Origin of the sequence: Chryseobacterium sp. IHB B 17019 (assembly GCF_001456155.1) — a bacterium.
Lineage (GTDB): Bacteria > Bacteroidota > Bacteroidia > Flavobacteriales > Weeksellaceae > Chryseobacterium.
In genome coordinates, this window is sequence record NZ_CP013293.1 from 371,917 (window position 1) to 396,722 (window position 24,806).

27 protein-coding genes are annotated in these 24,806 nt (G+C 35.8%); 5 read left to right on the forward strand and 22 right to left on the reverse strand.

The window, feature by feature from the left end; translation table 11 throughout:
• Window positions 1–69: 69 nt before the first annotated feature.
• The 16 genes from ATE47_RS01760 to ATE47_RS01835 form a co-directional block, all read right to left on the reverse strand.
• Window positions 70–585 carry a hypothetical protein gene (locus tag ATE47_RS01760; protein WP_062160346.1) on the reverse strand — a complete coding sequence of 172 codons (516 nt, stop codon included), beginning with the start codon at window positions 583–585 and terminating at the stop codon, window positions 70–72.
• A complete protein-coding gene (locus tag ATE47_RS01765) occupies window positions 582–2,150 on the reverse strand; it encodes a sodium:solute symporter (RefSeq protein ID WP_062160347.1) in 1,569 nt (522 codons plus the stop codon). Before ATE47_RS01765 ends, ATE47_RS01760 begins: the two co-directional genes overlap by 4 nt.
• A 151-nt stretch (window positions 2,151–2,301) precedes the next feature.
• Window positions 2,302–2,601, reverse strand: a complete 300-nt coding sequence (locus tag ATE47_RS01770) for a GNAT family N-acetyltransferase (RefSeq protein WP_181898043.1) — start codon at window positions 2,599–2,601, stop codon at window positions 2,302–2,304.
• A gap of 1 nt (window position 2,602) precedes the next feature.
• Window positions 2,603–3,001: an OsmC family protein gene (locus tag ATE47_RS01775; RefSeq protein ID WP_062160348.1), complete on the reverse strand. Its 399-nt coding sequence runs from the start codon at window positions 2,999–3,001 to the stop codon at window positions 2,603–2,605.
• Window positions 3,001–3,219: a (4Fe-4S)-binding protein gene (locus ATE47_RS01780; protein WP_062160349.1), complete on the reverse strand. Its 219-nt coding sequence runs from the start codon at window positions 3,217–3,219 to the stop codon at window positions 3,001–3,003. The genes ATE47_RS01775 and ATE47_RS01780 overlap by 1 nt, the downstream gene beginning before the upstream one ends.
• Before the next feature lies 1 nt (window position 3,220).
• Window positions 3,221–3,799 (reverse strand): TMEM175 family protein, encoded by a 579-nt coding sequence (locus ATE47_RS01785; RefSeq protein WP_062160350.1) that lies wholly within the window; start codon window positions 3,797–3,799, stop codon window positions 3,221–3,223.
• The gene (locus ATE47_RS01790) at window positions 3,799–4,332 is read right to left on the reverse strand and encodes an NADPH-dependent FMN reductase (RefSeq protein ID WP_062160351.1); all 534 of its coding nucleotides are present in this window, start codon (window positions 4,330–4,332) and stop codon (window positions 3,799–3,801) included. The genes ATE47_RS01785 and ATE47_RS01790 overlap by 1 nt, the downstream gene beginning before the upstream one ends.
• 19 nt (window positions 4,333–4,351) lie before the next feature.
• On the reverse strand, window positions 4,352–5,224 hold the full coding sequence (bla, locus tag ATE47_RS01795) for a subclass B3 metallo-beta-lactamase (RefSeq protein WP_062160352.1): 873 nt from the start codon (window positions 5,222–5,224) through the stop codon (window positions 4,352–4,354).
• A 3-nt stretch (window positions 5,225–5,227) separates the two neighbouring features.
• Window positions 5,228–6,130 carry a pirin family protein gene (locus tag ATE47_RS01800; RefSeq protein ID WP_062160353.1) on the reverse strand — a complete coding sequence of 301 codons (903 nt, stop codon included), beginning with the start codon at window positions 6,128–6,130 and terminating at the stop codon, window positions 5,228–5,230.
• Window positions 6,131–6,208: 78 nt separating this feature from the next.
• Window positions 6,209–6,520, reverse strand: a complete 312-nt coding sequence (locus ATE47_RS01805) for a GNAT family N-acetyltransferase (RefSeq protein WP_062160354.1) — start codon at window positions 6,518–6,520, stop codon at window positions 6,209–6,211.
• A gap of 148 nt (window positions 6,521–6,668) precedes the next feature.
• Entirely contained in the window at window positions 6,669–7,544 is an 876-nt protein-coding gene (locus ATE47_RS01810) for a pirin family protein (RefSeq protein ID WP_062160355.1), read from the reverse strand.
• A 388-nt stretch (window positions 7,545–7,932) separates the two neighbouring features.
• Entirely contained in the window at window positions 7,933–9,333 is a 1,401-nt protein-coding gene (locus ATE47_RS01815; RefSeq protein WP_062160356.1) for an MFS transporter, read from the reverse strand.
• Between the two features lie 148 nt (window positions 9,334–9,481).
• Window positions 9,482–10,294, reverse strand: a complete 813-nt coding sequence (locus ATE47_RS01820; RefSeq protein ID WP_062163408.1) for a hypothetical protein — start codon at window positions 10,292–10,294, stop codon at window positions 9,482–9,484.
• A gap of 229 nt (window positions 10,295–10,523) precedes the next feature.
• The gene (gene asnB / locus ATE47_RS01825; protein WP_062160357.1) at window positions 10,524–12,197 is read right to left on the reverse strand and encodes an asparagine synthase B; all 1,674 of its coding nucleotides are present in this window, start codon (window positions 12,195–12,197) and stop codon (window positions 10,524–10,526) included.
• 317 nt (window positions 12,198–12,514) lie between these two features.
• Entirely contained in the window at window positions 12,515–14,182 is a 1,668-nt protein-coding gene (locus ATE47_RS01830; RefSeq protein ID WP_442857073.1) for a GLPGLI family protein, read from the reverse strand.
• A gap of 236 nt (window positions 14,183–14,418) precedes the next feature.
• On the reverse strand, window positions 14,419–15,624 hold the full coding sequence (locus ATE47_RS01835) for an RsmB/NOP family class I SAM-dependent RNA methyltransferase (protein ID WP_062160359.1): 1,206 nt from the start codon (window positions 15,622–15,624) through the stop codon (window positions 14,419–14,421).
• 205 nt (window positions 15,625–15,829) lie between these two features.
• Here ATE47_RS01835 and ATE47_RS01840 point away from each other — a divergent pair, with 205 nt between their 5' ends.
• The gene (locus ATE47_RS01840) at window positions 15,830–16,174 is read left to right on the forward strand and encodes a zinc ribbon domain-containing protein YjdM (protein WP_062160360.1); all 345 of its coding nucleotides are present in this window, start codon (window positions 15,830–15,832) and stop codon (window positions 16,172–16,174) included.
• A 284-nt stretch (window positions 16,175–16,458) separates the two neighbouring features.
• Here the strand turns inward: ATE47_RS01840 and ATE47_RS01845 are convergent, their stop codons facing one another.
• Window positions 16,459–17,400, reverse strand: a complete 942-nt coding sequence (locus ATE47_RS01845; RefSeq protein WP_062160361.1) for a sulfate/molybdate ABC transporter ATP-binding protein — start codon at window positions 17,398–17,400, stop codon at window positions 16,459–16,461.
• An 86-nt stretch (window positions 17,401–17,486) separates the two neighbouring features.
• Between ATE47_RS01845 and ATE47_RS01850 the strand changes: the two genes are divergently transcribed.
• A complete protein-coding gene (locus ATE47_RS01850; RefSeq protein ID WP_062163409.1) occupies window positions 17,487–18,146 on the forward strand; it encodes a YceI family protein in 660 nt (219 codons plus the stop codon).
• Window positions 18,147–18,358: 212 nt separating this feature from the next.
• Window positions 18,359–19,369, forward strand: coding sequence for a phenylalanine--tRNA ligase subunit alpha (gene pheS / locus ATE47_RS01855; protein ID WP_062160362.1), 1,011 nt, complete (start codon window positions 18,359–18,361; stop codon window positions 19,367–19,369).
• A 131-nt stretch (window positions 19,370–19,500) separates the two neighbouring features.
• On the opposite strand, the gene ATE47_RS19500 is transcribed toward pheS, so the two are convergent.
• Window positions 19,501–19,644 (reverse strand): DUF5916 domain-containing protein, encoded by a 144-nt coding sequence (locus tag ATE47_RS19500; protein WP_442857075.1) that lies wholly within the window; start codon window positions 19,642–19,644, stop codon window positions 19,501–19,503.
• 174 nt (window positions 19,645–19,818) lie between these two features.
• Window positions 19,819–20,589, reverse strand: coding sequence for a DUF3108 domain-containing protein (locus ATE47_RS01860; protein WP_062160363.1), 771 nt, complete (start codon window positions 20,587–20,589; stop codon window positions 19,819–19,821).
• 153 nt (window positions 20,590–20,742) lie between these two features.
• On the opposite strand from ATE47_RS01860, the gene ATE47_RS01865 reads away from it, so the two are divergent.
• Together ATE47_RS01865 and ATE47_RS01870 are read left to right on the forward strand one after the other, a co-directional pair.
• Complete coding sequence (locus ATE47_RS01865) at window positions 20,743–21,798, forward strand: NAD(P)/FAD-dependent oxidoreductase (protein WP_062160364.1); 1,056 nt, start codon at window positions 20,743–20,745, stop codon at window positions 21,796–21,798.
• Window positions 21,799–21,810: 12 nt separating this feature from the next.
• Complete coding sequence (locus tag ATE47_RS01870) at window positions 21,811–22,140, forward strand: 2Fe-2S iron-sulfur cluster-binding protein (RefSeq protein WP_062160365.1); 330 nt, start codon at window positions 21,811–21,813, stop codon at window positions 22,138–22,140.
• A gap of 65 nt (window positions 22,141–22,205) precedes the next feature.
• Here ATE47_RS01870 and ATE47_RS01875 read toward each other — a convergent pair whose 3' ends face one another.
• The 3 genes from ATE47_RS01875 to ATE47_RS01885 all read right to left on the reverse strand — a co-directional run bounded on the left by ATE47_RS01875 (window position 22,206) and on the right by ATE47_RS01885 (window position 24,717).
• On the reverse strand, window positions 22,206–22,523 hold the full coding sequence (locus ATE47_RS01875) for a hypothetical protein (protein WP_062160366.1): 318 nt from the start codon (window positions 22,521–22,523) through the stop codon (window positions 22,206–22,208).
• 15 nt (window positions 22,524–22,538) lie between these two features.
• Entirely contained in the window at window positions 22,539–23,120 is a 582-nt protein-coding gene (locus ATE47_RS01880) for a TIGR00730 family Rossman fold protein (protein ID WP_062160367.1), read from the reverse strand.
• 151 nt (window positions 23,121–23,271) lie between these two features.
• Window positions 23,272–24,717, reverse strand: coding sequence for an aminoacyl-histidine dipeptidase (locus tag ATE47_RS01885; RefSeq protein ID WP_062160368.1), 1,446 nt, complete (start codon window positions 24,715–24,717; stop codon window positions 23,272–23,274).
• Window positions 24,718–24,806 lie beyond the last annotated feature (89 nt).

Below are 24,806 nucleotides of genomic sequence, written 5' to 3' on the forward strand. Positions count from 1 at the left end.
CTGGCTTACGGAAATACAAAAATCCGGGCATAAAGTCCGGATTTTGAATTGTTTAAAATATTTTAATATTTAGCAGCCTTCGTTAATGAAAACCTGCATCTCTGTCACGATATTGTTTACGATGGTGAAAGTAAGTGTAGTTCCTGCATCCAAATCATTTAAAACAAAATTGCTGGAATTGTTTTGTTTGTTTCCTTTATCATCATAGCTTGGGTAAACGCTGTAGCTAGGATAATTTTTATAGGCATTAATCACATCATCTTTTGTGCTTCCAATGCCGATTCCGCTTTTGGTTTTGAACTTTTTACTCTTTGTGGAAAGTCCCTGAATTACCATTTTACTGGTTTCTTTTCCCTGGTCGTCATAATCCTGGGTGGTAGCAATCAAAATAGTTTCACCGTTGTATTTCACGGCATTTTTTAATTCATAATTGGATTGCTTTAATTTTGTTCCGAATTGATCCGCTTCATCATTTTTCATGAAGATTTTGTAAGGACCGATTCTTAGTGTTGAAATCTCAAATTCCTGAGCCGACAGATAACTTACAGCAAATACAAGCAGGAATAACTGAATAATTTTTTTCATGGTTTTACTATTTTTAAGGATGTTTTTTTGTTTCTCACCAGCCACAGCCCGATGAATGTCAATAAACCGTTCAGAATAATTAATTCCACACCAATTCTGTAATCCGTATAAAGCGTCACTATTTGATTAATAAAATAAGTTATAAACGGAGCTAAAATGGTCACGGCAAGAATCGAATATTTTTTTGAAATATAAGATTTGGTGAAAATCCCGAATGCAAAAAGTCCTAAAAGCGGCCCGTACGTATAGCCTGCGATTTCCATGATAAGATAAACAATTGACTTGTCATTCATGGCTTTGAAAACCATAATCAATATAAAGAAAACGACCGTAAAAGTCAAATGAACTTTCATACGAAGGTGTTTTTTTTCTTTTTCCGTTTTTGTTTTATCTTCGTTAAGATTTAGTAAATCAACACAATATGAGCTTGTTACAGCTGTTAAAGCTCCATCCGCAGAAGGAAACAGCGCTGAAATCAATCCAATAATAAAAATCACAGAAATAACCATCGGGAAATGTCCCTGAAGTGATAAAGCCGGGAATAAGTCATCCCCCATAATATTTTTAATCTGTCCCGCAGAATCTTTGAATCCGAAAATATTGGTAACGGTTTCACCTTTTATCTGTTCATATTCCGCGCCGTTCTGCAATGCAAAAAGATAGAGCAAACCTCCTAAAAATAAAAATGCAAGATTTACAAAAAGCAATGTTCCTGCAAAAGTCAGCATGTTTTTCTTTGAATTCTTAAGATTGTCAACGGAAATATTTTTCTGCATCATTTCCTGGTCAAGCCCCGTCATTGCAATGGTAATGAAGATTCCCCCTAAAATTGTTTTAAGGAAAAATGTCTTGGAATTAGGATCAAAATTAATAAAATGGGTATAATTTTTCTGTTCCAAAATGGTATAAGCTTCACCAAAAGACAGATTCAGATTTGATAAAATATAAATAATACAGGCTATCAAACTGATAATCATGAAAGAAGTTTGCAAGGTATCGGTAATCACGATCGTTTTCACGCCGCCCTCAAAAGTGTATAAAAGTACCATCAACAGAAGGACAAGCGCCGTTAACCAAAACGGAACTCCCAAGCCTTCCAGCAAAAAGATCTGTAAAACATTTACCACAAGATAAAGCCTTGCCGTAGCACCGATTGCCCGTGAAATAATAAAAAAAGTAGACCCGATTTTATGAGCTTCTACATTAAATCTTTTGCCGAGATAAGTATAAATCGACGTAAGATTCATCTTATAATATAGAGGAAGCAAAATAGCAGCGACAATAAAATATCCGATGAAAAACCCGATTACCATCATATAATATTCAAAACCGCCGAAAATGTATTCGGTTCCGGTCATTTTTCCGACAGTTCCCGGTACTGAAATGAAGGTGACACCGCTTAAGCTTGTACCGATCATCCCAAATGCTACAAGCCACCATTTACTTTTTTTATTACCGATAAAAAAAGACTGATTATCAGAATTTCGGCTCGTAAAATAAGAAATTACCAAAAGTCCGATAAAATATATAAAAACAAATAGCAAAAGGGTAGTTCCGGGGTTCATGCTGAGATTTTAAATTTTAGCAAATATAGTTTTTTTCTGTTTCTGCCGGAAAAGAAAAAACCTTCCGGATTTTACTCTGGAAGGTTATGTTATGTAAGGTTGAAATTAAGGCTGAATTAGTTTGATTATTTTCTTAACCTTAATCTTAAAATCAAGCCTGTGTCTGATTCACCAGCACATCCTGAAGCTCTTCATGTTTCTGGAAAGTAGCTTTTGCAAAAGGGCAAAGCGGAATAATGGTTTTTCCGTTCTTTCTTGCAAAATCTACCGCAGCTTCAAGCATTTCCTTACCAACGCCTTTTCCGTTGTATGCTTCTTCCACTTCAGTATGGTCTATAATGAATCTTTCTTCTCCAGCCCAGGTATAAGTCATTAATCCTGCGTGGTTTCCGTCTATGAAAGCTTCAAAATTTCCGCGTTTTTCGTCGTTGTTTTGTTTTACTTCAATCATATTATGAAAATTTAGTTAGTATTTCTATGTCGTTTGTTAGTATTTTATGAATAGGGCAGGCGTCTGCAATGGTATGAAGCCTTCTCATCTGTTCGTCGTCAAGATTTGTTCCTTCAAAACTGATATCTCTTTTAAAAATGGCTCTTTTGGTTAAAGGGAAATTTTCCAGTTCCACTTCTACATTTATTTTTTCAACATCCCATTCTTTTCTGTCGATGTACATCCTCAAAGTTGCTGCCGTACAGCTTGCCAGAGAGGTTGCCAGAATTTCAAAGGGGTTGAAGCCTTTATTTTGTCCGCCTTTATCTACAGGTTCATCTGTAATTAAAATATTTTCGCCGGCGACAACTTCCGTATAATATTTTTCTTTTCCTAAGCTAGCTTTTACCGTTACCGCCATTATTTTTCTGTATTGAATTTATAACTTAAAGCTCCCGAAGGGCATAAGTCTATTTGATTTTTAAGTTCTTCCGGACTTGCATTTTCCGCCTTCAGCCATGGTCTTTCTTTCGGATTGTATACTTTTGGAAGCATTTTCACGCAAACTGCAGCGTGGATACATTTTTTTGGCTGCCAGATCACGGTAATATCTCCGTTTATATATTCGTGTGTTTCCATATCAATTTTCTCTTAATGATTTTTCAATTCTTCTGTCCGGAATCAGCCATATCAAAGCCACGATATAATAAAAACCTATGGCAATATAAGGATAAAAAAAGGAAGTCGCGAATCCCAGAACATAACATGCGATTGATATATATTCTTTTGATTTTGAATGTATTGCTTCTTTTAATTGAGAATCTTCACCTTCGTGTTTTATAATTAAATTTTCCAGAATTGTATAAGCAACGGCGCACATAATAAGCCCGATTCCGTAAGCGGCGACAGGATTTTTTGCAAAACGCGATTCCCCGATCCATTCTGTGGCAACCGGCATTAATGAAAGCCAGAACAGCAGATGAAGATTGGCCCAGAGAATACTTCCGTTCACTTTTTTTACCGTCTGAAACAGGTGATGATGGTTGTTCCAGTAAATTCCTATATAAATAAAACTGAAAATATAAGCTAAAAACTTCGGAATGAGAGGTTTGAGGTCTGCCCATTGATGTCCTTCAGGCACTTTCAGCTCAAGAACCATAATGGTGATAATGATGGCAATAACTCCGTCGCTGAAGGCCTCTAATCTTCCTTTAGTCATTAGTTTTTAATCTGATTTTTAAAATTCTCAATTTTATCTTTCAAATCTTTCAGCATATCAGGATTAATAACGCCGCTTTCAAAATCAAAATTTTCATAAAACTTCGGAAGTGAAAAAGTATCTTTTATATCGGCTCCAAAATTCGGAAAAAATGTTTTTGCTGTATTCATCACGTTTCCACCGCCATAACCTCCGGGAGAAGTAGACATCAGAAACATCGGTTTGTTCTGAAAAACTTTTACGTTAATCCTTGAAGCCCAGTCGAAAACGTTTTTAAAAGCCGCACTGTACGATCTGTTGTGTTCAGCAAGCGAACAAATAATCACGTCGCATTCTTCAATTACTTTTAAAAAATTGTGTGCCGCGTCCGGAAAACCTTTCTTTTCACGGTCAACAGAGAAAACGGGCATGTCGAAATCATTTAAATCAATTAAATTAATTTCCTCATTCTGAAAATCTTTCAAAACAAATTTTACCAGTTTTCTGTTGATGGAAGTGGAAGAAGTACTTCCTGCAAATGCCAGTATCTTCATAATTTACGAATACTTACTATTATTTTTCTGCTGAATCTTGTTTTACTTTTTCCAGATAATCGGCTTCTAATTTTCCAAGTTTCTGAAAATAGACTTCTTTATCCGTAAACAATTTCGGATTGTAAGAATCTCCCTCTTTTCTTTTTGTATGCAGGTCAAACTGGCTCGCATGAGAAGCTACCCAGATATCAAAATCCACATTTTTCATCGCTTTGAAGGTCTCAGCATAATCTTTCTGAATATTTTGATAATCTTTTACGTCCGAGAATTTTCTGTCAATAATTATTGAAGGCAGATTCGCAATTAAAACTTTATACGTTTGATTGTTATCTTTGGTTTCAAATAAAAAGCTGCATGATCCTTTTGTGTGGCCCGGATGATGAAGTAAAGTCAGGGTAGTATTCCCGAGTTTAATTTTATCATTGTTTTTCAAAAGAAAATGAGGGTTTACAGGTTTAAAAGTTACTCCGTATTTCCCCAATTCGTAGTCTGATTTTCCTCCGCTTTTCAATTCTTGCGCATCTTTTTCATCAACATAAAGCTTGGCTCCTGTTTCTTTTTTGATGTCAGCCATTGCTCCCATGTGGTCAAAATGAGCCTGTGTTAGTGTCAGAATTTTAATATCCTTATACTTAAAACCAAGTTTCTTGATATTATTTTTGATGATCGGAAGAGAATCTGCTAATCCTGTATTGATAAGAATATTTCCTTTGTCGGTAACAATAAGATAAGATGCCAGATCGTAAGTTCCTACATAATAGAGATTTCCTGCAACTCTGAACGGTTCATACATTTTTGACCATTCTTCAGGATTGTTTTTGGGTTCATTGACTGTCTGAGCATTACCTATAAAAGATATGATCATTAAAAATACAAGGATTATTCTTTTCATTTATTAAGGTTTTCTGTTTAAAATTGCTTTTGGAAGCGGAACATATTCGTCCTCATCGCCCGGAACTAAAGGAAATGCATCATGATTTTGGTCGTTCCAGTCTACTTTTGCCTTCTCGATCAATTCTTTGTCTGAATTTACAAAATTCCAGAATATGAAACGTTCTTCCTCAAAAGGTTCGCCTCCGAAAAGATAGACCGTTCCGTTTTCACTCATATCGAATTCGCAAAGCTTGGTATCTTTTGCGATCATTAATTGTTTTGAACCGTAAGAATTTCCTTCGGTTGAAACTGTTCCGTCCAACACGTACATTGCTGCTTCACCGTAAAGATCTTTCCCGATGCTTATTTTTTTGGCTTCTTTAGTTTTAATTTCAATAAAAAATAATTTGCTGTGAACAGGCACGGGAGATTTTCTTCCAAAAGCTTCTCCGGCAATTAATTTATACTGGATCCCATCTTCTTCCCAAGCCGGAATTTCCTCAGCTTCAGTGTGATGAAAGCTTGGTTCGGCCTGCTCCAGGTGTTTCGGAAGTCCTACCCAGATCTGGAACCCATGAAGTCTTTTATCCGAATGTCTTAAATGTTCCGGTGTTCTTTCGGAGTGTACAACGCCTTTTCCGGCCGTCATCCAGTTAACCGCTCCCGGCTGAATTTCAATGGCACTTCCAACGCTGTCTCTGTGGAAAATAGATCCTTCCAAAAGGTATGTCAACGTGGAAAGTCCGATGTGCGGATGAGCAGGAACATCAAGATTCTGATAATCTTTAAGTTCTGCAGGTCCCATATGATCGATAAAAACGAAAGGTCCGACTGCTCTTTTTTCACGGAAAGGTAAAAGCCTTCCCACCAAAAAGTTTCCTATATCTGCTGATTTTTCTTCAATAATAAGTCCGATATTTGACATGATAAGTAAAGTGGTTTTTTAATCTTTGTTAAGCTAATGTAGTTAATTTTTCTAATGTTTATGGTACTTTAATAAAAATTAAAGTTGGTCGTACCCGTGAAATCTCTCATCTACAACACGTTTCCATTCCGGATTTCTTTTGATGAATGAAATGATGTACGGGCAAAAGGGAAGAGCTTTCTTTTTGTTTTCTTCAATATAATGTAATGTTTTTTCAACAACTGCCTGTGCGGCGCCAGTTCCTGCAATCAAAATGTCTGCTTCGGTGTGGTTTAATGCGATCTGGCTTCCCATTGCACGGTAATCGATGAAAGCGAAATTGTCATTAAATTCTATTTGGAATCTTGTTCCGGTATTTGTTAATGGGATATTTTCAAACTCTGGTTTCATGGATTTTTTGTTTTTAATTTTTTATTGGATCACGCAAAGGCGCAATTTTATGTTTTAATTTCCACTTAATTTGTCATTTCGTAGCAAATAAATGTCTATATAAAAATAAAGAAAATAATAACTAAAATTTTAAGATTAATTAAAATTATCAATCCGGCAAATATCCGAATCTTCCCAAATTATAATCTTCAAAAGCCTGCATAATCTCCTCCCTGGAGTTCATTACAAAAGGGCCGTGCGGATAAATTGGCTCATTTAAAGGCATTCCGCTGATGATTAGGATAATTGAGTCTTCTGTTGCTTCAATAGTAAAATCTTCACCTTTATTTTCAAATAAAACAAAATGATCAGTTGGAGCTTTTTCTTCAGCATTAATGATAATATTTCCTTCAACAACTAAAGCTGCCGTATTGAAATCATCTGGAAAACTAAAGCTGGCTTTTCCGTCTTTTTTCAATTTTGCATTCATCATGTGAACCGGACTGAAAGTAAAGGCCGGGCCTTTCTGACCATTATATTCTCCTGCAATAATTTCGATGAAACCATTTTCACCCAGATCAACTTTCTGCATATCGGAGTTTTTGATGGACTGGTATTTTGGACAGCTCATTTTATAAACGGAAGGCAGATTTACCCAAAGCTGAACCATCTGGAAGATTCCACCGGTTTTTGCCCATTCTGTTTCGTGATATTCTTTGTGCAGAATGCCTTTTGCAGCAGTCATCCATTGTACATCACCTTGGCCGATAATTCCGCCACCGCCCGCACTGTCATGATGCTGAACTCTGCCATGATAAGCTATAGTTATGGTTTCAAAACCTCTGTGAGGATGTACTCCGACACCTCGCGGCTGTTCTGTACCGTTGAAATGATATTTTGAATTGTAGTCAAGCATCAGGAACGGATCCATTCTCTTCATATCCAGTCCGGCAATGCTTGGGATAAAATTATGAACCCTAAAACCGTCACCCACCAGATGAGCGGGCTTGGGAGATGCTATGATTTCTACTTTTTTAGTTGCCATAATATTTGTTGTTAGTATTATAAAGCAAAATTACGCCAGTTGAAAATCCGGTACATTGATCTGTGATAAGTAAGAGAGTGAATTCTAGTTATGAGTTTATTATTGAGAGAACGAAGCTGTCTTTTTGTCTAAACCCCATAGGTTATACATTGATGAAAAAAGCTGCCGTCCCAATGGTGGCTGAGGCTCTCGAAGACACCACTCCCGAAACCCTAGCCCTGATTGCAGTGGAAATCCTTTTTTGAAAAAAAAGATTGCAACGGAAAGCAGGAAAAAGCTCCAGAAAAAAGAGGGAAGCAGGAAAATGGAAGCGGAGGTTTACATGATTGAGAATAAAATTTATAAGGTCAAGAACTTATAGCTAATAACTCAAAACTCAAAACTCTCCTCATTCTTTCGATTTCATGTTTTTCCCGTCTGAAATGTGAAGTCTGCGGAAAACGAATCCGGATAAAATCGTGAGAACGCCTACGGAGAGGAAGGTTAGACGGAAAGCGTTGTGAATCTCGCCTTTGATGAGGTCGGTGTTTTCAAATATTTTTAAAACAATTAATCCAAATGCGATTCCGAAACCGATGGCAAGCTGTTGATTGACAGATATTAATGAATTTCCGCTGCTGGTCTGAAAGTTTCTCAAATCGGCAATGGAAATGGTATTCATCGAGGTGAATTGAATGGAGTTGAAAAACCCTAACACCGCAATAATAGGGACAAACCAATATAACGAGCTGTGGATATTGGGAATGGCCAAAAGACAGATCAAAGTTCCGATAATAAAAGTATTGGCCATCAAAGTCTGCCGATACCCGAATTTATCTAAAATTTTGATAACATAAGATTTCCCGAACATGGCTGTAAGTGCCATCGGAGCGATGATCCAACCGGAAGTGACCGCCGATTGTTTGTACGCAATCTGAATCATTAACGGTAATAATAAAGGAACGGAACTGATTCCTAATCTTGTTGCCAGGTTTCCTACAATTCCCACACGGAAGGTTCTAACTTGGAATAAATTTAAGGGGAAAATTGGGGCATCATCTCTTTTAGCATGTCTGTAATAATAATACATAAAAAGAAATCCGAGAATAAAAACCACCAAAACCGGAGTCGTATTCTGAATATTCCCAAAAAGTTCCAAAGAAATTGAGAGTAGGAGCGAGGCCGCCGCGAAAATTAAAAATCCTTTTAAGTCAAAATCTACATCTTTGGTTTTATAATTGGGCATATATTTTAATCCCAAAATAATTCCCAAGATACCAATCGGAATATTAATAAGGAAAATCCAGTGCCACGAAAGGTAATCAACCATATAACCGCCTACCAAAGGCCCCAAAACTGGGCCGATCAGCGCAGGGATAATAGCAAAATTCATAGCTTTTAATAATTCATTTTTATCAAAAGTTTTAATTAAAGCTAATTTTCCGACGGGAGTCATCAGACTTCCTCCAACACCCTGTATCACACGGGAAATTACAAGATGAGTAAGGTTTTGCGAAATCGCACAGAAAAATGATCCCAAGCTAAAAAGCATCAGAGAAAAAATAAAAATCTTTTTCGTCCCGAATCTGTCTGCTAAAAATCCGCTCGCAGGCATAAACACAGCCAAGGTCAATACATAACTGATAATCGCGTTCTGCATATTGAGCGGAGATTCATTTAAATCCCGGGCGATCGATGGCAGTGATGTATTAAGGATAGTGGAATCGAGCATCTGCATAAAAATAGCAGTTGCCAAAATCAGAGGTAGAATTTTTTTTATCGAATTGGGTTGCGGGATTACTTCTGACATTTTATTTTTACTGATGATCCAGGTTTATTTTTAATTTAAAATTGTTTAAATTTTAAAGCAATATTTATTCCTTAAATAGTTTTTTACATGAAAGACTATTTTCACATTAACAAAAAAAGTCCTGCGAAATTCACAGGACTTTTTTGATTTATTTTCTAGGTTTTTCTACTCCTTTCCATTCGTCGCCGGCTTTTCTGTACTGGCTCAGTTCAAAAGTTTCAAAGTCTTTTGTTTTGTATTCGATATTATCGGTATTTTGCTCAAACGGCATTATGTAATAATAATCTACGTCTGTTCTGTCTGTTTTAGTCCCTTTTTTCACGGAAGGTACATATTTGGAGAATTTATAACTTGGAAGATATTGCTTCACTCTTGCGTAGAAAGCTTTATTTTCTTTTTCGTCAGGAATGATGTCTACGATCTTGAAATCATCTTTTTTCTTATCAATCCAAAGATAATATGTTTTTTCTTCCGCCGTATTTCTGTTGTTTGAGTTGAAGGCAAAAAGTTCTTTCGGAACCAGTTCCTTGATTTTTTCAGGATCTACTTTTGTGTAATACTGACCTTTAGACGGATCTACATACGTCTCAAGATTATACATCAATACAGAATTGTTCTCAAATTTTTTATTTTTAAAATATTGATTTAAAGATAATTCTGCCGTTTCTCTCAATTCTTTTCCTCTTGTGTCCAATGTTTTAGTTGGGTTCTGAGGATTTACTTTTTTTACAAATTCGTATAAAACAACAGGTTTTACATCTTTAAGGTGAGGATAGGTTTTAAGCTGTTCAGCTTTTGCCAGCCAGTAATATTGTTGATAATAATCATCTTTATCTTGATCCTTCACGCTTTTATACACCATAGCCAGCTTTTTGGAGCTAAGATATTTGCCATATTTCCCCTGTCCAAAAGCAAAAGTCATGGATAATAAAGCAAATAAGATAGTAATGTTTCTTCTCATTTTTTTATAATTGATTTTTTCGTTTTCCAAATATAATTATTTATTAGATAATAAATTTGATTAACGGTTAAATTCTGACAATATTATTATCGTTAATTCAAAAGAAAATCCCGTATTGCTACAGGATTGATAAATTTTGGTTGAAAAACTAGAAATTAGAGGTTAGAAATTAGTCAATTAAGAATAAAATCTTCAGAAAAATCCATAACTTATAATTCATAACTCATCACTATTTGCCATACGACGTTTCATGCACTTTTACTGCTCTTCCGCTTGGGTCGTTCATATTTTTGAAAGCTTCATCCCATTCCAGGGCAATCGGTGTAGAACATGCAACTGATGGTACAGACGGAACTGTTGCCGCCGCGGTTTCACTTGGGAAATGTTCCTCGAAAATCGTTCTGTATCGATATTCTTCCTTGTTTTGCGGAGTATGTAAAGGAAACTTGAATTTTGCATTGGTCATCATTTCATCCGTTACCTCTTTTTCAGCAACAGCTTTTAACGTATCGATCCATGAATAGCCAACGCCATCGGAAAACTGCTCTTTCTGTCTCCAGACAATAGAATCGGGTAGGATATCTTCAAATGCTTTTCTTAATACCCATTTTTCAATTTTTCCTTCTGCAGCGTTTACCATTTTATCTTTTGGATTAATGGTCATCGCAATATCCATAAATTCTTTATCTAAAAAAGGAACACGCCCTTCAATTCCCCAGCTCATCAGGGCTTTGTTGGCTCTCAGACAATCGTAAAGGTGAAGTTTTCCTAATTTTCTTACGGTTTCATCATGAAATTCCTTCGCATTCGGAGCTTTGTGGAAATACAGATATCCTCCGAATAATTCGTCAGAACCTTCTCCGGAAAGTACCATTTTTATCCCCATTGATTTAATGACTCTTGCCAGAAGATACATCGGTGTGGAAGCTCTTATCGTCGTTACATCATACGTTTCCAGATGGTAAATCACATCACGGATGGCATCCAGACCTTCCTGAACGGTAAAATTAACCTCGTGATGAACCGAACCAATATGTTCTGCCGCTTTTTGGGCAGCTTCTAAATCCGGTGAACCGACCAAACCAACCGCAAAACTGTGTAATCTCGGATACCATGCTTCCTGGGTATCACCACTTTCAACCCTCTGTCTTGCAAATTTTGCAGTAATCGCAGAAATTACAGAAGAATCCAGTCCTCCGGAAAGTAAAACTCCGTACGGAACATCGCTCATCAGTTGTCTGTGAACAGCATCTTCAAGCCCTTTTCTTAATTTTGATATATCGGTTTCATTATCTTTTACAGAATCAAAACTTTCCCAATCTCTTTTGTACCATTGTTGAAGCTGGCTCCCGTCTTTGCTGTACACCAAATGTCCAGGTAAAAAAGTTTCAATAGTTTTGCAAAAACCTTCCAGTGCTTTTAATTCTGAAGCTACATAATAGCTTCCATTTCTGTCCCAACCGTGATACAGTGGGCAGATTCCCATGTGGTCGCGGGCAATCAGATATACATCGTTTTCTGTATCGTATAAAGAAAAAGCAAAAATTCCGTTGAGTTTTTCAATGAAATTTTTTCCGTATTTTTCATAAAGTGCTAAAATTACTTCACAATCAGACTGGGTTTGAAATTCATAATTGGGGAATTCTTCTTTTAATTCTCTATGGTTATAAATTTCTCCGTTCACGGCCAAAACTATTTTTCCATCCTTTGAAAATAAGGGTTGTTTTCCTGAAGCAGGATCTACTATAGCAAGCCTTTCATGGGAGAAGATTACTTTCTCATCCTGAAATACGCCGCTCCAGTCCGGTCCCCTGTGACGGATTTTTTTTGACATTTCAAGAACCTGGGATCTTAATATTTCGGTCTTTTGTTTGGCATCAAACAAACATACAATTCCACACATTTTATTGTTATTTTAAAGCGAAATTAAATTACTGGTTTAAATTTAACAATAAAAAAATCAAATAAGTTAATATTTTTAACTAGATATTTGATTTGAAAGAAAAACTTTAATTTAATTTAAATAAAATCGTTGTTTTAGTTAATTTTTTTCACCGTGAAATTAAAAAAGGTAATTACATACGAAATAATATCGACATATTTATTAATCTATGGTAATTTATTATAGGAATTTTAGTCTTTACTTTGTGGCTCGAAATAATTTTTTTTCATCATTTGTGTTTTTACCTTCTTGCAATTCAGTTTGCGAGAAGGTTTTTTTTATTCTGATCCTAATAGAACTCCCGAAACATTCCAAGAACTGAAACTTGTGCCTTCTGTAGGGCCTTGTGGAATCTTCACCTGAATCGTATGTTTTCCGGCTTTTAAATCTCCAAGCGGAATAAAGTTAGGATTGGTAACCGTTCCCGGACACCAGTTTGATCTGCTTAAATCTGAGGAGGAAAGCCCGTCCGGAAAGTTTCCTGAAGCGGGATTGTAAAGGCGGTACGAGCCACAATCTGATCTCCACGGTACAAATGAAAAAGCCATCTTCCCGTCAAGGAAAATAGAATTGGCTTTAGGAACGAACTCATCGCCGTTTTCCCAGCCGCCATGGCCTGTTGTGGTATATCTCAGCTGTGCGTTTTTCAAATCTTTTTTCAAGGTAAATTCTACCATCAATCCTTTGTCATTATTGAACATTGTGGAATAGTCCTGTCCGGCCATTTCCATGATATTCAATGTGTTAAATAAAGGAATCACCGTGTTGTTTTTATAAATATTCTGGTCACTTTTGTGAATCGTAATCTCCAGACTCACTTTGTGACCGCCTTTGTCGTAGTTACCAATAAATGTACCAACCCATAATTCTTTCTCAGAAAGGGAAGGTTTCAGTTCTGTAATGTCTTCACGGAACGGACTAATGCTTTGCCAGTTTTTATCTTTTAATTGAATATGATTAAATTTATTAATCCCGAAAGCCGTGAAAAAACGCATCATTTCAATGGCTGGGCTGTAATTTTCGGATGTTGCGATTCCAAAATATTGTTTTCCGTTTCCGTTTTCATAGATTGGAAGTGTTTTGGCACCTTTTTCCAGCCCGTCGAAGAAAGATTGTGACTTATCTTGTGGGACAAAGAAAGCAGTTCCTGTTCTGTCATAAGCGTCACCGTTTGAATGTTGTTTCAATTCAACGAAAATATTTTCGCCTTCCGATATTTTTGGAAACTTAATTTTTTTCAGGATAATAGTTCCGTTGGCGAATCTTTTTACATTTTCATCAGATTTTGATTCATCGGAAAAGTTGATTGTTTCATTTTCAAAAACTTTCAAAGTTGTAAATCTGCTTTTCCAAAGAAGATCTCTGTAACCCAGCTGATCCGTAGAATTAATAGAACCTTTAAGAAGGTTTTCAATATCGGTTTTCTTTACTTTTTTGATGTAGCTAGCTGTAATTACCGAGTTTTTATTTCTCTCAATTTCCAAAACGAAACCGAGATCTTGCCCAATTGTTGAAGGGCCTCCCTGTATTTTTAATTCATTTGTATACCAAACTTCAATAGTGTTGGAATTGATTTTGGTAACTGCTTTTTTACAGTTATAGCCTAATATCTTTTTGGTTTCATTGGTAAGTTCAAAACTTTGTTTGCTAATAGATTCTGCATCTGAGGTTGAAATTATTTCGTTTGATTTCAAAAATGCATAAGAAATTACCGTGTTTGATGGTTTTTCAATTTTCGTTATTTCAAATGGAAACTCTGCCTTTTGTTCTTTTATTTTATTATTCAGGATAAAATTTTCCTTTTCATTTGTCCAGACTAAAGTAGGTGATTGCTCAGTCAAAACTTTTCCGTTGTATGAACTGATGTACTGAACTTCATAAGTTTGTGCAAACGAAAGACAAAATAAAAAGATAAAAAAGCTTAATAAAGTTTTTTGATGCATCATAATTGGAATTGGTTTCCGCAAAGATAAATTTAGTTAACCTAAATATCAACTTTGTGAATTTTACATTAGTTTTTTAGGATATAGGTGTGAGATATTGTGCAAAAGTTACACACGTGTGAAATATTTTATAGCATATTTTTGATTCACAGTTTTTTATTTTTTAATTGTTTTGTATTATTTAACAAAAAAAACTACCCTAAAAGTAGAGTAGTTTATAGTTTGTATGTTTTATTTGTTTAAGAAATTCTTTCAATTAAAGCCATGTAAAATCCATCATAACCTTCGCTAGGCATTACTTTTTCATCCTTGACCATTTTGAAATTAGGATTATTCTTGATGAATTCTGCCACCTGCTCATTATTTTCTGAAGGAAGGATAGAACATGTTGCATATACCATTTTTCCTCCTACTTTGAGCATTTTGGAGTAATCCTGAAGAATCTGCTGTTGCTCTTTTTTGATCCTGTCGATAAAATCCTGATCAATTTTCCATTTACTGTCCGGATTTCTTTTTAAAACCCCAAGACCTGAACAAGGTGCATCAATCAATAATCTGTCTGCTTTATCATGAAGTCTTTTAATCACTTTATTATCAGAAATCATGCGGGTTTCGATGTTGTGGGCTCCGGCTCTTTTGGCACGACGTTTTAGTTCTGCCAGCTTCCATTCGTAAATATCCAAGGCAATGATTTGTCCTTTATTTCCCATTAAAGCAGCCAAATGAAGCGTTTTTCCACCCGCTCCTGCGCAGGCATCAACCACTCGCTGACCTTCTTTTACATCCAGGAAATACCCGATTTTTTGCGAAGAAGCATCTTGAACTTCAAATAATCCTTCTTTAAAGGCAGTTGTAAGAAAAACATTCTTTTTTTCTTCCAGTTGTACTGCATCAGGATAATTTTTGACAGGGTAGGAAACAACATTTTCATCGGCAAGATCAGAAATAAGTTCTCTTGGTGTGGTTCTTAAAGAGTTTGCTCGCAGAACTGTTGGTGCCTGTTCGTTCAGGGCGTGTATTTCCTTTTCCCATTTCGGACCTAATTCTTTTTCTAATGTTTCAGCCAGCCATTCCGGAATTGAGTGTTCTATGGCTTTGGTGGGAACTGTATTTTTTTTAAGCTTTGTAAGGATATCGGCGATTTTTATTCCGTCAAATTCCTCAAACTTTTTATAATTTGTTTTACTCCAAAGCAGATAAGCAATGATTAGCTTATAAATATTGTTGGGTTTCACCCCTTCTCCCATGTAGTATTCCAGGCGTTTTTTCCATCGGATGATATTATAGAAAATCTCAGAAACAACGGCTCTGTCCTGGCTTCCCCATTTTTTGTTCGCTTTTAAAAGTCTTTCGATTACTTTATCAGCATATTTATTTTTCTCGAAAAATGTTTCCTGTAAAGCATCGTGAATTCCGATCGCTAAGTTTCTGTGAATAAGTTCCATAAAATTGCTTCTCCTGTTTTGAATCTGCAAAAATACGAAAATTATAAACGTTATTAGTTATGAATTATAAGTTATAAGTTTTGAATTATTTTAAATTATTATTGTATTAAATCCATAACTATGGTTAATAGCCAACTTTTTTAACTCATAACTCTTAATTTTTAACTCATCACTCAAAAACCTATCTTTGCAAAAAATTAAAAATATGAGTGATCCTATACTTTGTCCGAAATGTGGTTCTGAATTTACTTATCCGAGCGATAATATGACGGTTTGTTCCCAATGTTTCTATGAGTGGAATCCAGAAGAAGAAACTTCCGATGCTTCAAATTCGGGGAAAATTTTAGATTCAAATGGAAATGAGCTGAAGGATGGAGATTCTGTTGTTGTTATTAAGGATTTACCGGTAAAAGGTGCTCCGAAACCTGTAAAAGCCGGAACTAAAGTGAAAAATATTCGTTTAAGACCAGACAGCGATCATAATATTGATTGTAAAATAGATGGTTTCGGGTCAATGGCTTTGAAGTCGGAATTTGTGAAAAAGGCATAAAAAAAGGAAAGAATTGGACAGTGTAATCTTTCAAAAGACTAGATTGCAGACTGCTAATTTTCGTCTTGGAGGCAGAAAGAGAATTAACCAAAAATTTCCTTATGCTGTGGAAATACAAATGTAAGAAAAAGTTTTAAAATCAGTTTCTTATGTTTGTATTTTTTTATCCACAAATCCACAATAAGCATTGTTGAAGGTTGTTATTCACCAGAATATATCTGAGACTTAATCATATCTTCAATATTTATATTACACGGAATGACAAACCTTCCGGGTTGATATTTTTAGCCAACAAAAGAAAATTTAATTGTCTTATTTTCAATTTTCTCATTCGTATAAACAACCAATTCCTTACCTTTCGTTTTCACCTTATTCCAGTAATGATTTCCAGCAAATCTGCTTTCCAGAACCTCGGCTTCAAAGCCATTTTCTGAAATTTTAATTTCATGCGGATAATACGAAAACCTTGGTATTTGAAATTCAGAAATTTCATTTTCATTAAAAATATTTACTTCTCCAAAAAGCTTGGCTACATAAGAATTATACGGACTTCTGAAAGTCTCCTCAGGATTGTCATTTTGAATTAATCTTCCGTCCTGGAGAACAATAATCTGATCCAGCCACGGGACAATATCCTGAAGCTCATGCGTTGAAATAATCAAAGAAATATTCTGCTGCTTTACAAATCGGAATAACCTTTCGCGAAGTTCAATCTTCCTCGAAAAATCCAGATTACTGAAAGGTTCGTCAAGAATCAAAAGCTTCGGAAGAACAGAAAGTGCCCTTGCGATGGCAACTCTTTGTTGCTGTCCACCACTTAAATTTTTAGGTAATGTATTGGCAAATTCCTCGAGACCAACAACTTCCAGAAGTTCTGCAACGGTTTCTTTTTTCTTTGCTAAATTAATATTTGAAATAAATTTTCCCACATTTTCGGCAACGGTTGCATAAGGCATCAGATCAAAATTCTGGGCTACAAATTTCATTTTCGCTTCTCCGGGAACAAGATTTCCTTTCGGACCCATCAATTTTTCTCCATCGAAAATAATATCTCCGCTTTCCCAGTCAAGTAGCCCGTAAATCAAACTTAACAATGTTGATTTCCCGCATCCGCTTTCTCCGGCCAGAGCGATAATTTTACCTTCCTCAAACCTTAGGGTAAGGTTCTGAAACAGGGGTTTTTCTTTAGAATATGAAAAAAATAAATTGTTTATTTCTAATAGCATAATACAAATGTAATGAAATGAAATGTTTTTAGGAAAGAACAATTATTTTTATTATATTAGCGGGAGTATTGAAAAATTCAAAAATTATGAAGAGAAGGCTGTTTTCCTTAGTTATTCCTGCACTTTTTGCAACTGCTGTAGTGATTTCTTGTAAAAAAGACAAGCCACTTTCCAGCGAAAGCAATGAGGTGACAACAACTAAAGACGGAGCTCAGTTTGTGGTGGACACTTTAAACAGCAGAGTGGAATGGAAAGGATATAAAATTTTTAAATCTGAAAATACCAGCCATTTCGGAACTATCAAGTTTGAAAGCGGCGATGTAACGATAAAAGACGGGAGACTGGAAAGCGGAAAATTTGTTGCGGATATGAATTCTTTAACATCGGTTGATTTACAAAATGATGCCGACCAATTGGGAAAACTGAACGGACATCTGAAAAGCGGAGATTTTTTTGAAACAGGAAAATTCCCTACCGCTTCTTATGAAATTACAAAAGTGACTCCATCTGCAGAGGGTGATTACAACACGGTTTTGGATGGTAATCTTACTATTAAAGGAATTACAAAACCGGTTTCTTTCAAAGCAAACGTCTCCGTGAAAGAAGGAGAAGTAAGCATTGCAACAGAACCGAAAGATATTAAAAGAGAAGAGTTTGGTGTGAAATTCCAGGCCCCAGCGGCAAACGGTGTGATTAAAGATGAGGTGACTCTTCAGATCAACGTAAAAGCTCTTGAAAAGAAATAGGGATGATATTAGGATAGTGCTGGCAATTGACTGTCGGTTATTCCTTATAGAGTGTTCTACCTGTAAAGAAAAATAAAAATAATTTTTTTATTTAAGTGAAATAAGTGATTGAAGTCTGCCTCCGAAATGGGGCAGATTTTTTTAACAAAAGAAGGAAAAATATTCAATTGAAAAAACGTATTTTTGCAAAACATTTTTGAAAGGGTAAAACAATGATAGAAAAGATAGAAGAATTACTCGTCGAGGTAAACAGCTTCAATGCTACATCTAAAGAAGAGATTGAAAACTTCCGAATCAAGTACAATGGTAAGAAAGGAATTCTGAACGATTTTTTTGAAAAATTTAAAGAGGTTCCCAATGACCAGAAGAAAGATTTCGGACAGAAGATCAATACTCTGAAGCAGGCTGTAAACGTAAAGCTGGAGGATTTGAAAAATGCTTCGGAATCTTCTATTGTTATAGAAAAAGAAGATCTTACGAGACCTGCTTTTCCATTGGATCTGGGTTCGAGACATCCTATTAATCTAGTAAAAAACAGGATCATCGAAATTTTTAAATCTATCGGGTTCGCTGTAGCAGATGGGCCGGAAATCGAGGACGACTGGCATAATTTTACCGCCCTTAATCTTCCCGAATATCATCCTGCAAGAGATATGCAGGATACATTCTTCATTGAGCAAAATCCGGATATCTTGTTGAGAACGCATACTTCCTCTGTACAAATCCGTTATATGGAAGAAAATCAGCCACCGATCAGGATTTTATCTCCGGGAAGGGTGTTCAGAAATGAAGCGGTTTCTTCACGTTCGCACTGTATTTTCCATCAGATTGAAGGATTATATATTGATGAAAATGTGAGCTTTGCTGATTTAAAACAAACCATTCAGTTTTTTACCACTGAGCTTTTCGGAAAGTCTAAAATCAGATTGAGACCTTCTTATTTCCCTTTCACGGAACCAAGTGCCGAGATCGACGTATATTGGGGACTGAATTCTGAAACTGATTACAGAATCACAAAAGGAACAGGCTGGCTGGAAATCATGGGATGCGGAATGGTAGATCCTGCCGTTTTGAAAAACGTCAATATTGATTCCGAGAAATATTCTGGATATGCATTCGGAATGGGAATCGAAAGAATCGTAATGCTTCTTTACCAAATGAGTGATATCAGAATGTTCTTCGAAAATGATATAAGAACTTTAGAACAGTTTAAAACTTTATAAAAAATCAAACCTCCGAAATTATCGGAGGTTTTTTGTTTTTAATTACTGACCTAAGAAACAAAACGTAATTAAAAACTGATTATTGAAAAATTTACTACGGTTATTATAATTTTTGTTGTTTTGGAATGTTTTTAAAACTTAACAATCAACTTTTTTGCAGCTTTTTTCTTTGTCCCGTACTTCACCCTGTTGTAGTCTAAAAAGTAAGTCAGCTTTATAGAAAAATTATTCACAGTAGGCTCACTGAAAAGCATGTCATACAAAAAAATCATCATTGCTGATGCCGTCTCTTTCTGTCAGTTCTTTTGCAATTTTCAGTAATGATTTTCATGGTTCTTAGTGTTATAGAATCAAGACAATTCAAATCTAAGATTTATTACATGTCACAATAAAAAAAATGCCTGTGGAATTACAGACATTTTCATGGTTAAAAAAACTTAACTATATGTTTATTTTGAGAATTTTAAAGGATATTTTACATTCTTAAAATCATCAATACTTGCTTTTAATGAACCCACCGCCAATTCGGCCTTCAACAGCATTGGGACGTGGTTTGCATCATTGGAAACCCACATGGTAACACCTTCTTTTTCTTTAAAAACCCTGCCGCTTTTTACGGACGGTATAATTTTCAGGCAATTAATGGTCCCGAATTTTGTTTTAAGATTTTCTGTTCCGATAACCTTTAGCTGAAAAGGAAACATCTCATCATCGATCCATACATTCATGTTGAGTACAGTTCCTACTTTCAGTTCATTTGGGCTTTTACTTCTTAAATAATAGAAACAGGAAAGCATATCCTGAACACCTTTTACAGATTTAATAACTTTAGATCCGTTGGCCGGAGTTTTTTTATCCGTTAAAATCAGAGTATTATTATCGTGATTGAAAACCGTTTCAAAATGTTGGGAATAGCTTCCTTCTTTTACATTTCTTACATAAAAACTTGGAAGACCGGTATTTACATTAATGAAACTTTCATACAAATCTTCAACTTTGAAAAAGGCTTTTACAGCCCCTGTTGTTGCGCCTGTACCTTTTGCATATAAATGAGGAATGCCTCTGTAATTGGTTTTTTGAGTGGTCAAAGTGGCTGTTCCGGCATTCAGAAACCCGTAGTGGATCCTGAAAGTAATGGATTCGCCGTCTGCAATATTATCAATTTGGCCAAAGCCCAGAAAGAATATAAATATTGCTAAAAAATTGAAAATTTTCTTCATAACTAAAGTTTTACAAAAACGTTGCCAAATTAAAACAAAGATTTTTAGGATATTTGATAAATCTCAGTTTTTTATTTAGAATGAATTAAATATGCTTCGCATTAAAATTAGTAAATTTGCAGCTACATGTATAATTAAATTATCTTTACGAATATGATAACTACCGATATATTGATCATAGGAGCGGGACCTACGGGACTTTTTGCAGTTTTTGAAGCGGGTTTATTAAAAATGAAGTGCCATATCATTGATGCACTTCCTCAGCCGGGAGGACAATTGGCAGAGCTTTATCCTAAAAAACCTATTTTCGATATTCCGGGTTATCCGTCGGTAAATGCAGGGGAGCTGATCGATAATTTAATGGAGCAGATCAAGCAGTTCCAACCTGGTTTTACATTGGGTGAAACAGCTGTTTCTTATACCAAAGTGGATGATGAATGGTTTGAAGTGGTTACCAATAAAGGAACTGTTCACAGAGCTAAAGCAATTGCCATTGCAGGTGGTCTGGGAACTTTTGAACCGAGAAAACCAACCATTGAAAATATTGCTGAGTATGAAGAAAAAGGCCTTGAATATTTTGTAAAAGAGCCTGAGCATTTCAGAAATAAAAAAGTAGTGATTGCCGGTGGTGGAGATTCTGCGCTTGACTGGAGTATTTTCTTGTCTAATGTCGCCAGTGAGGTAACTTTGATTCACAGAAGAAATGAGTTTCGTGGAGCTTTAGATTCTGTAGAAAAGGTTCAGGATCTGAAAAACCAGGGTAAAATTAAATTAATTACGCCGGCTGAAGTTACAGCGATCAAAGGTGAAGGTAAAGTTGAAGCCATCACTGTAGAAGTTGACGGTCAGGAGCCGCATGATATTGAAACTGATTACTTTATTCCTTTATTCGGGTTGACTCCAAAATTGGGGGAAATTGCTCAATGGGGATTGAATATTGAGAAAAATGCAATCGTTGTAAACAATGCTTTGGATTATCAGACGAACATCGAAGGTATCTATGCAATTGGAGATATCAATACTTATCCTGGAAAATTGAAGCTGATTCTTTGTGGTTTCCATGAAGCTACTTTGATGTGCCAGAGCGTTTATAACAGATTAAATCCGGGTAAAAAATTCGTATTAAAATACACAACGGTAAGTGGTGTAGACGGATTCGATGGAAGCAGAAAAGAGGCGGAGAAAGCTGTTGTGAAAAAAATTGACTAATTTTGCAAAATTATGTCAGATATCAATATAAAAATCACCGACAGAGAAGGTGTAACTCACGATGTAGTAGCTCCTACGGATATGTCCATGAATTTGATGGAAATCATCCGTTCGTATGAATTGGCAGAAGAAGGAACGATCGGGGTTTGTGGAGGAATGGCGATGTGCGCTTCTTGTCAGGTTTACGTAATCAGCGATCCCGGACTTGAGCCAATGGGCGATGAGGAAGATGCAATGCTCGCCGAAGCTTTCCATGTAAAGGAAAACAGCAGATTGGGTTGCCAGCTGCATATGGCAATGGATATGGAAGGGTTGGAAGTGGAGATTGCTCCTTATCCTTAAAAAAGAAAATTATTTTAATTTAAAATAAAAAACTCCTGAAGATTAATTTTTCAGGAGTTCTCTATTTATAGTTGAAAATTTTTCGCATCAATTAAAATTCTGTTTTCAAATACATCTTGCCAGTTTTTATATAGTTCTGTAATCGGGAATAATGTATCTTTATAAGCAAATTTTTGCCAAGTTAGATGTACAACTGCATACTTTCCCTTTTCCATTTCAAATAATATATCATCATTATCTTGTCTACGTGCAACTGTTTTTACAATCTTTCCTTTTAAAATATGATCTTTATTTAATTCGATCTGTAATTGATCGGATAAATTTTCATTAGTCCAATACCATGGTTCAGGAATTTCAAGTGTTTTGAAAGATGTATTTTCCATTATATTTATATAAAGCTAAACTTCCTCCTTCGAAATCCATTTCCCAACCGTTGGAGCCTGATAATTTCTCATTTTCTCCAGTAACTCATCAATATTATCACTCATCAATAACATATCACGATTAATTTGCTTTAAAAAACCTTTATCTACCATTGTTTGAACAAGCTTAATCAAATCATCATAAAATCCGTCAATATTCAAAATGCCTATAGGTTTTTTGTGAAGTCCAAGCTGTGCCCAAGTTATCATTTCAAAGAATTCTTCCAAGGTTCCGTAACCTCCCGGAAGAACGATTACACCGTCGCACAATTCATTCATTTTGGTTTTTCTTTGGTGCATGGTTTCGACTAAAATCAATTCAGTCAGGTTTTTATGAGCAATTTCTTTGGATTGTAAAAAGTGGGGTAAAACGCCGGTAACTTTTCCGCCTGCGTTCAGGGCTCCATCTGCCACGGCTTTCATTAAACCGGTATTTGATCCTCCGTAGACCAATTGTATATTTTGTTTTGCTAAAGTTTGTCCAAGCAAAGTTGCCTGCTCTTCAAAAACAGTATCAGAACCGAAACTTGAACCGCAAAATACAGTGATGCTTTTCATTGTCTTTTAATTGTTTTTAAACACAAATGTCATAAATATTTACACAAATAATCACAAAAATTGTCATTCTGTAAGAATCTCAATTTTGTTATTAAATAACGACTGGATTCCTACGGAATGACAAAGATTATGTTTAGAATTTAATTTAAAATTATTTCTGAGGAATATTCGCTAAAATCTCCTTAGTAAAATTCCAGAATTTCTGTGCTGAAGGGATGTTTGCCTTCTCATCTGGAGAGTGGGCACCACGAATGGTTGGCCCGAAGCTTACCATTTCCATTTCAGGATAATTGGCTCCGATGATTCCGCATTCCAAACCGGCGTGACAGGCAACAACATGCGGTTTTTCTCCAAATTTTTCAGTATAAATCTTTTCCATCAGCTGAACGATTTCAGAGCCTGGTTTCGGCTTCCAACCCGGATAAGAACCACTGAATACGGTGTTCATTCCTGCTAATTCTGCAACAGATTTTAATTGTTCTGCTACAGAAAATTTAGATGATTCTACTGATGATCTGGAAAGGTTTAAAATTTTCAATTCTCCGCCTTTTAATTCAACCCTTGCCACGTTGTTTGAAGATTCTACCAAATCTTTTACATCCGGGCTCATTCTGTAAACCCCGTTGTGAAGGGATTTTAACGTCAGAATAATTTTCTTTGAATCCGTTTCAGAAATTGCTTTCTCAGAAGATGTTGAGTTTTCAATATTGATATGAATATTAGGCTCGAGAGTAGCGAACTCTTCAAGAATTTCTTTTTTAAGACCCGTTGTTATTTCATCAATGAATTCCTGTGCATTTCTCACAGAAACAGTTGCTACAGCTTCTCTTGGGATGGCATTTCTCAATCCTCCACCGTCAATTGAAATCAATTGAATATTTTCTTTTTCCAGTCCTTTGTAAAGCAGCCTTCCTAAAATTACGTTGGCATTGCCGAAACCTTTGTGAATATCCATCCCGGAATGTCCACCCTGTAATCCTTTCACTTCAATTCTTACAATTTGCCCTTTGGCGGCTTCTGTAGCATAAGTCTGAGTAATCGTTACATCAATTCCACCGGCGCAGCCTATATCAATCTCATCATCTTCCTCTGTATCAAGATTTAATAAAATATCTCCTGTTAATTGTCCCGGTTTCAGGCCTAAAGCTCCTGTCATCCCGGTTTCTTCATCAATTGTGAACAATGCTTCCAATGCCGGATGCGGAATGTCTGAACTTTCCAGGATTGACATGATTGTGGCAACTCCCAAGCCATTATCGGCTCCCAATGTAGTGCCTTTTGCCCTTACCCAATCCCCGTCTATTTCCATTTTGATGCCTTCTGTTTCAAAATCGAAGTTTGTATCGCTGTTTTTCTGGCATACCATGTCCAGATGCGACTGTAAAACAACGGATTTTCGGTTTTCCATTCCTGCAGTGGCAGGTTTTTTAATAATAACGTTTCCTACTTCATCAACCTTAGTTTCCAATCCTAAGTTTTCACCGAATTCTTTGATAAAGGCAATTACTTTTTCTTCTTTTTTTGATGGTCTTGGAACGGCATTTAATTTGGAGAAATTTTTCCATATTATCTGCGGTTCTATATTAGATAGCTCCATGAATTTTATTTTTCTCAAAATTACGAAATAAAAAATGCTTCCGTAAATCAGAAGCAATATTTTTGCTAGAAGCTAGAAGCTAGAAGCTA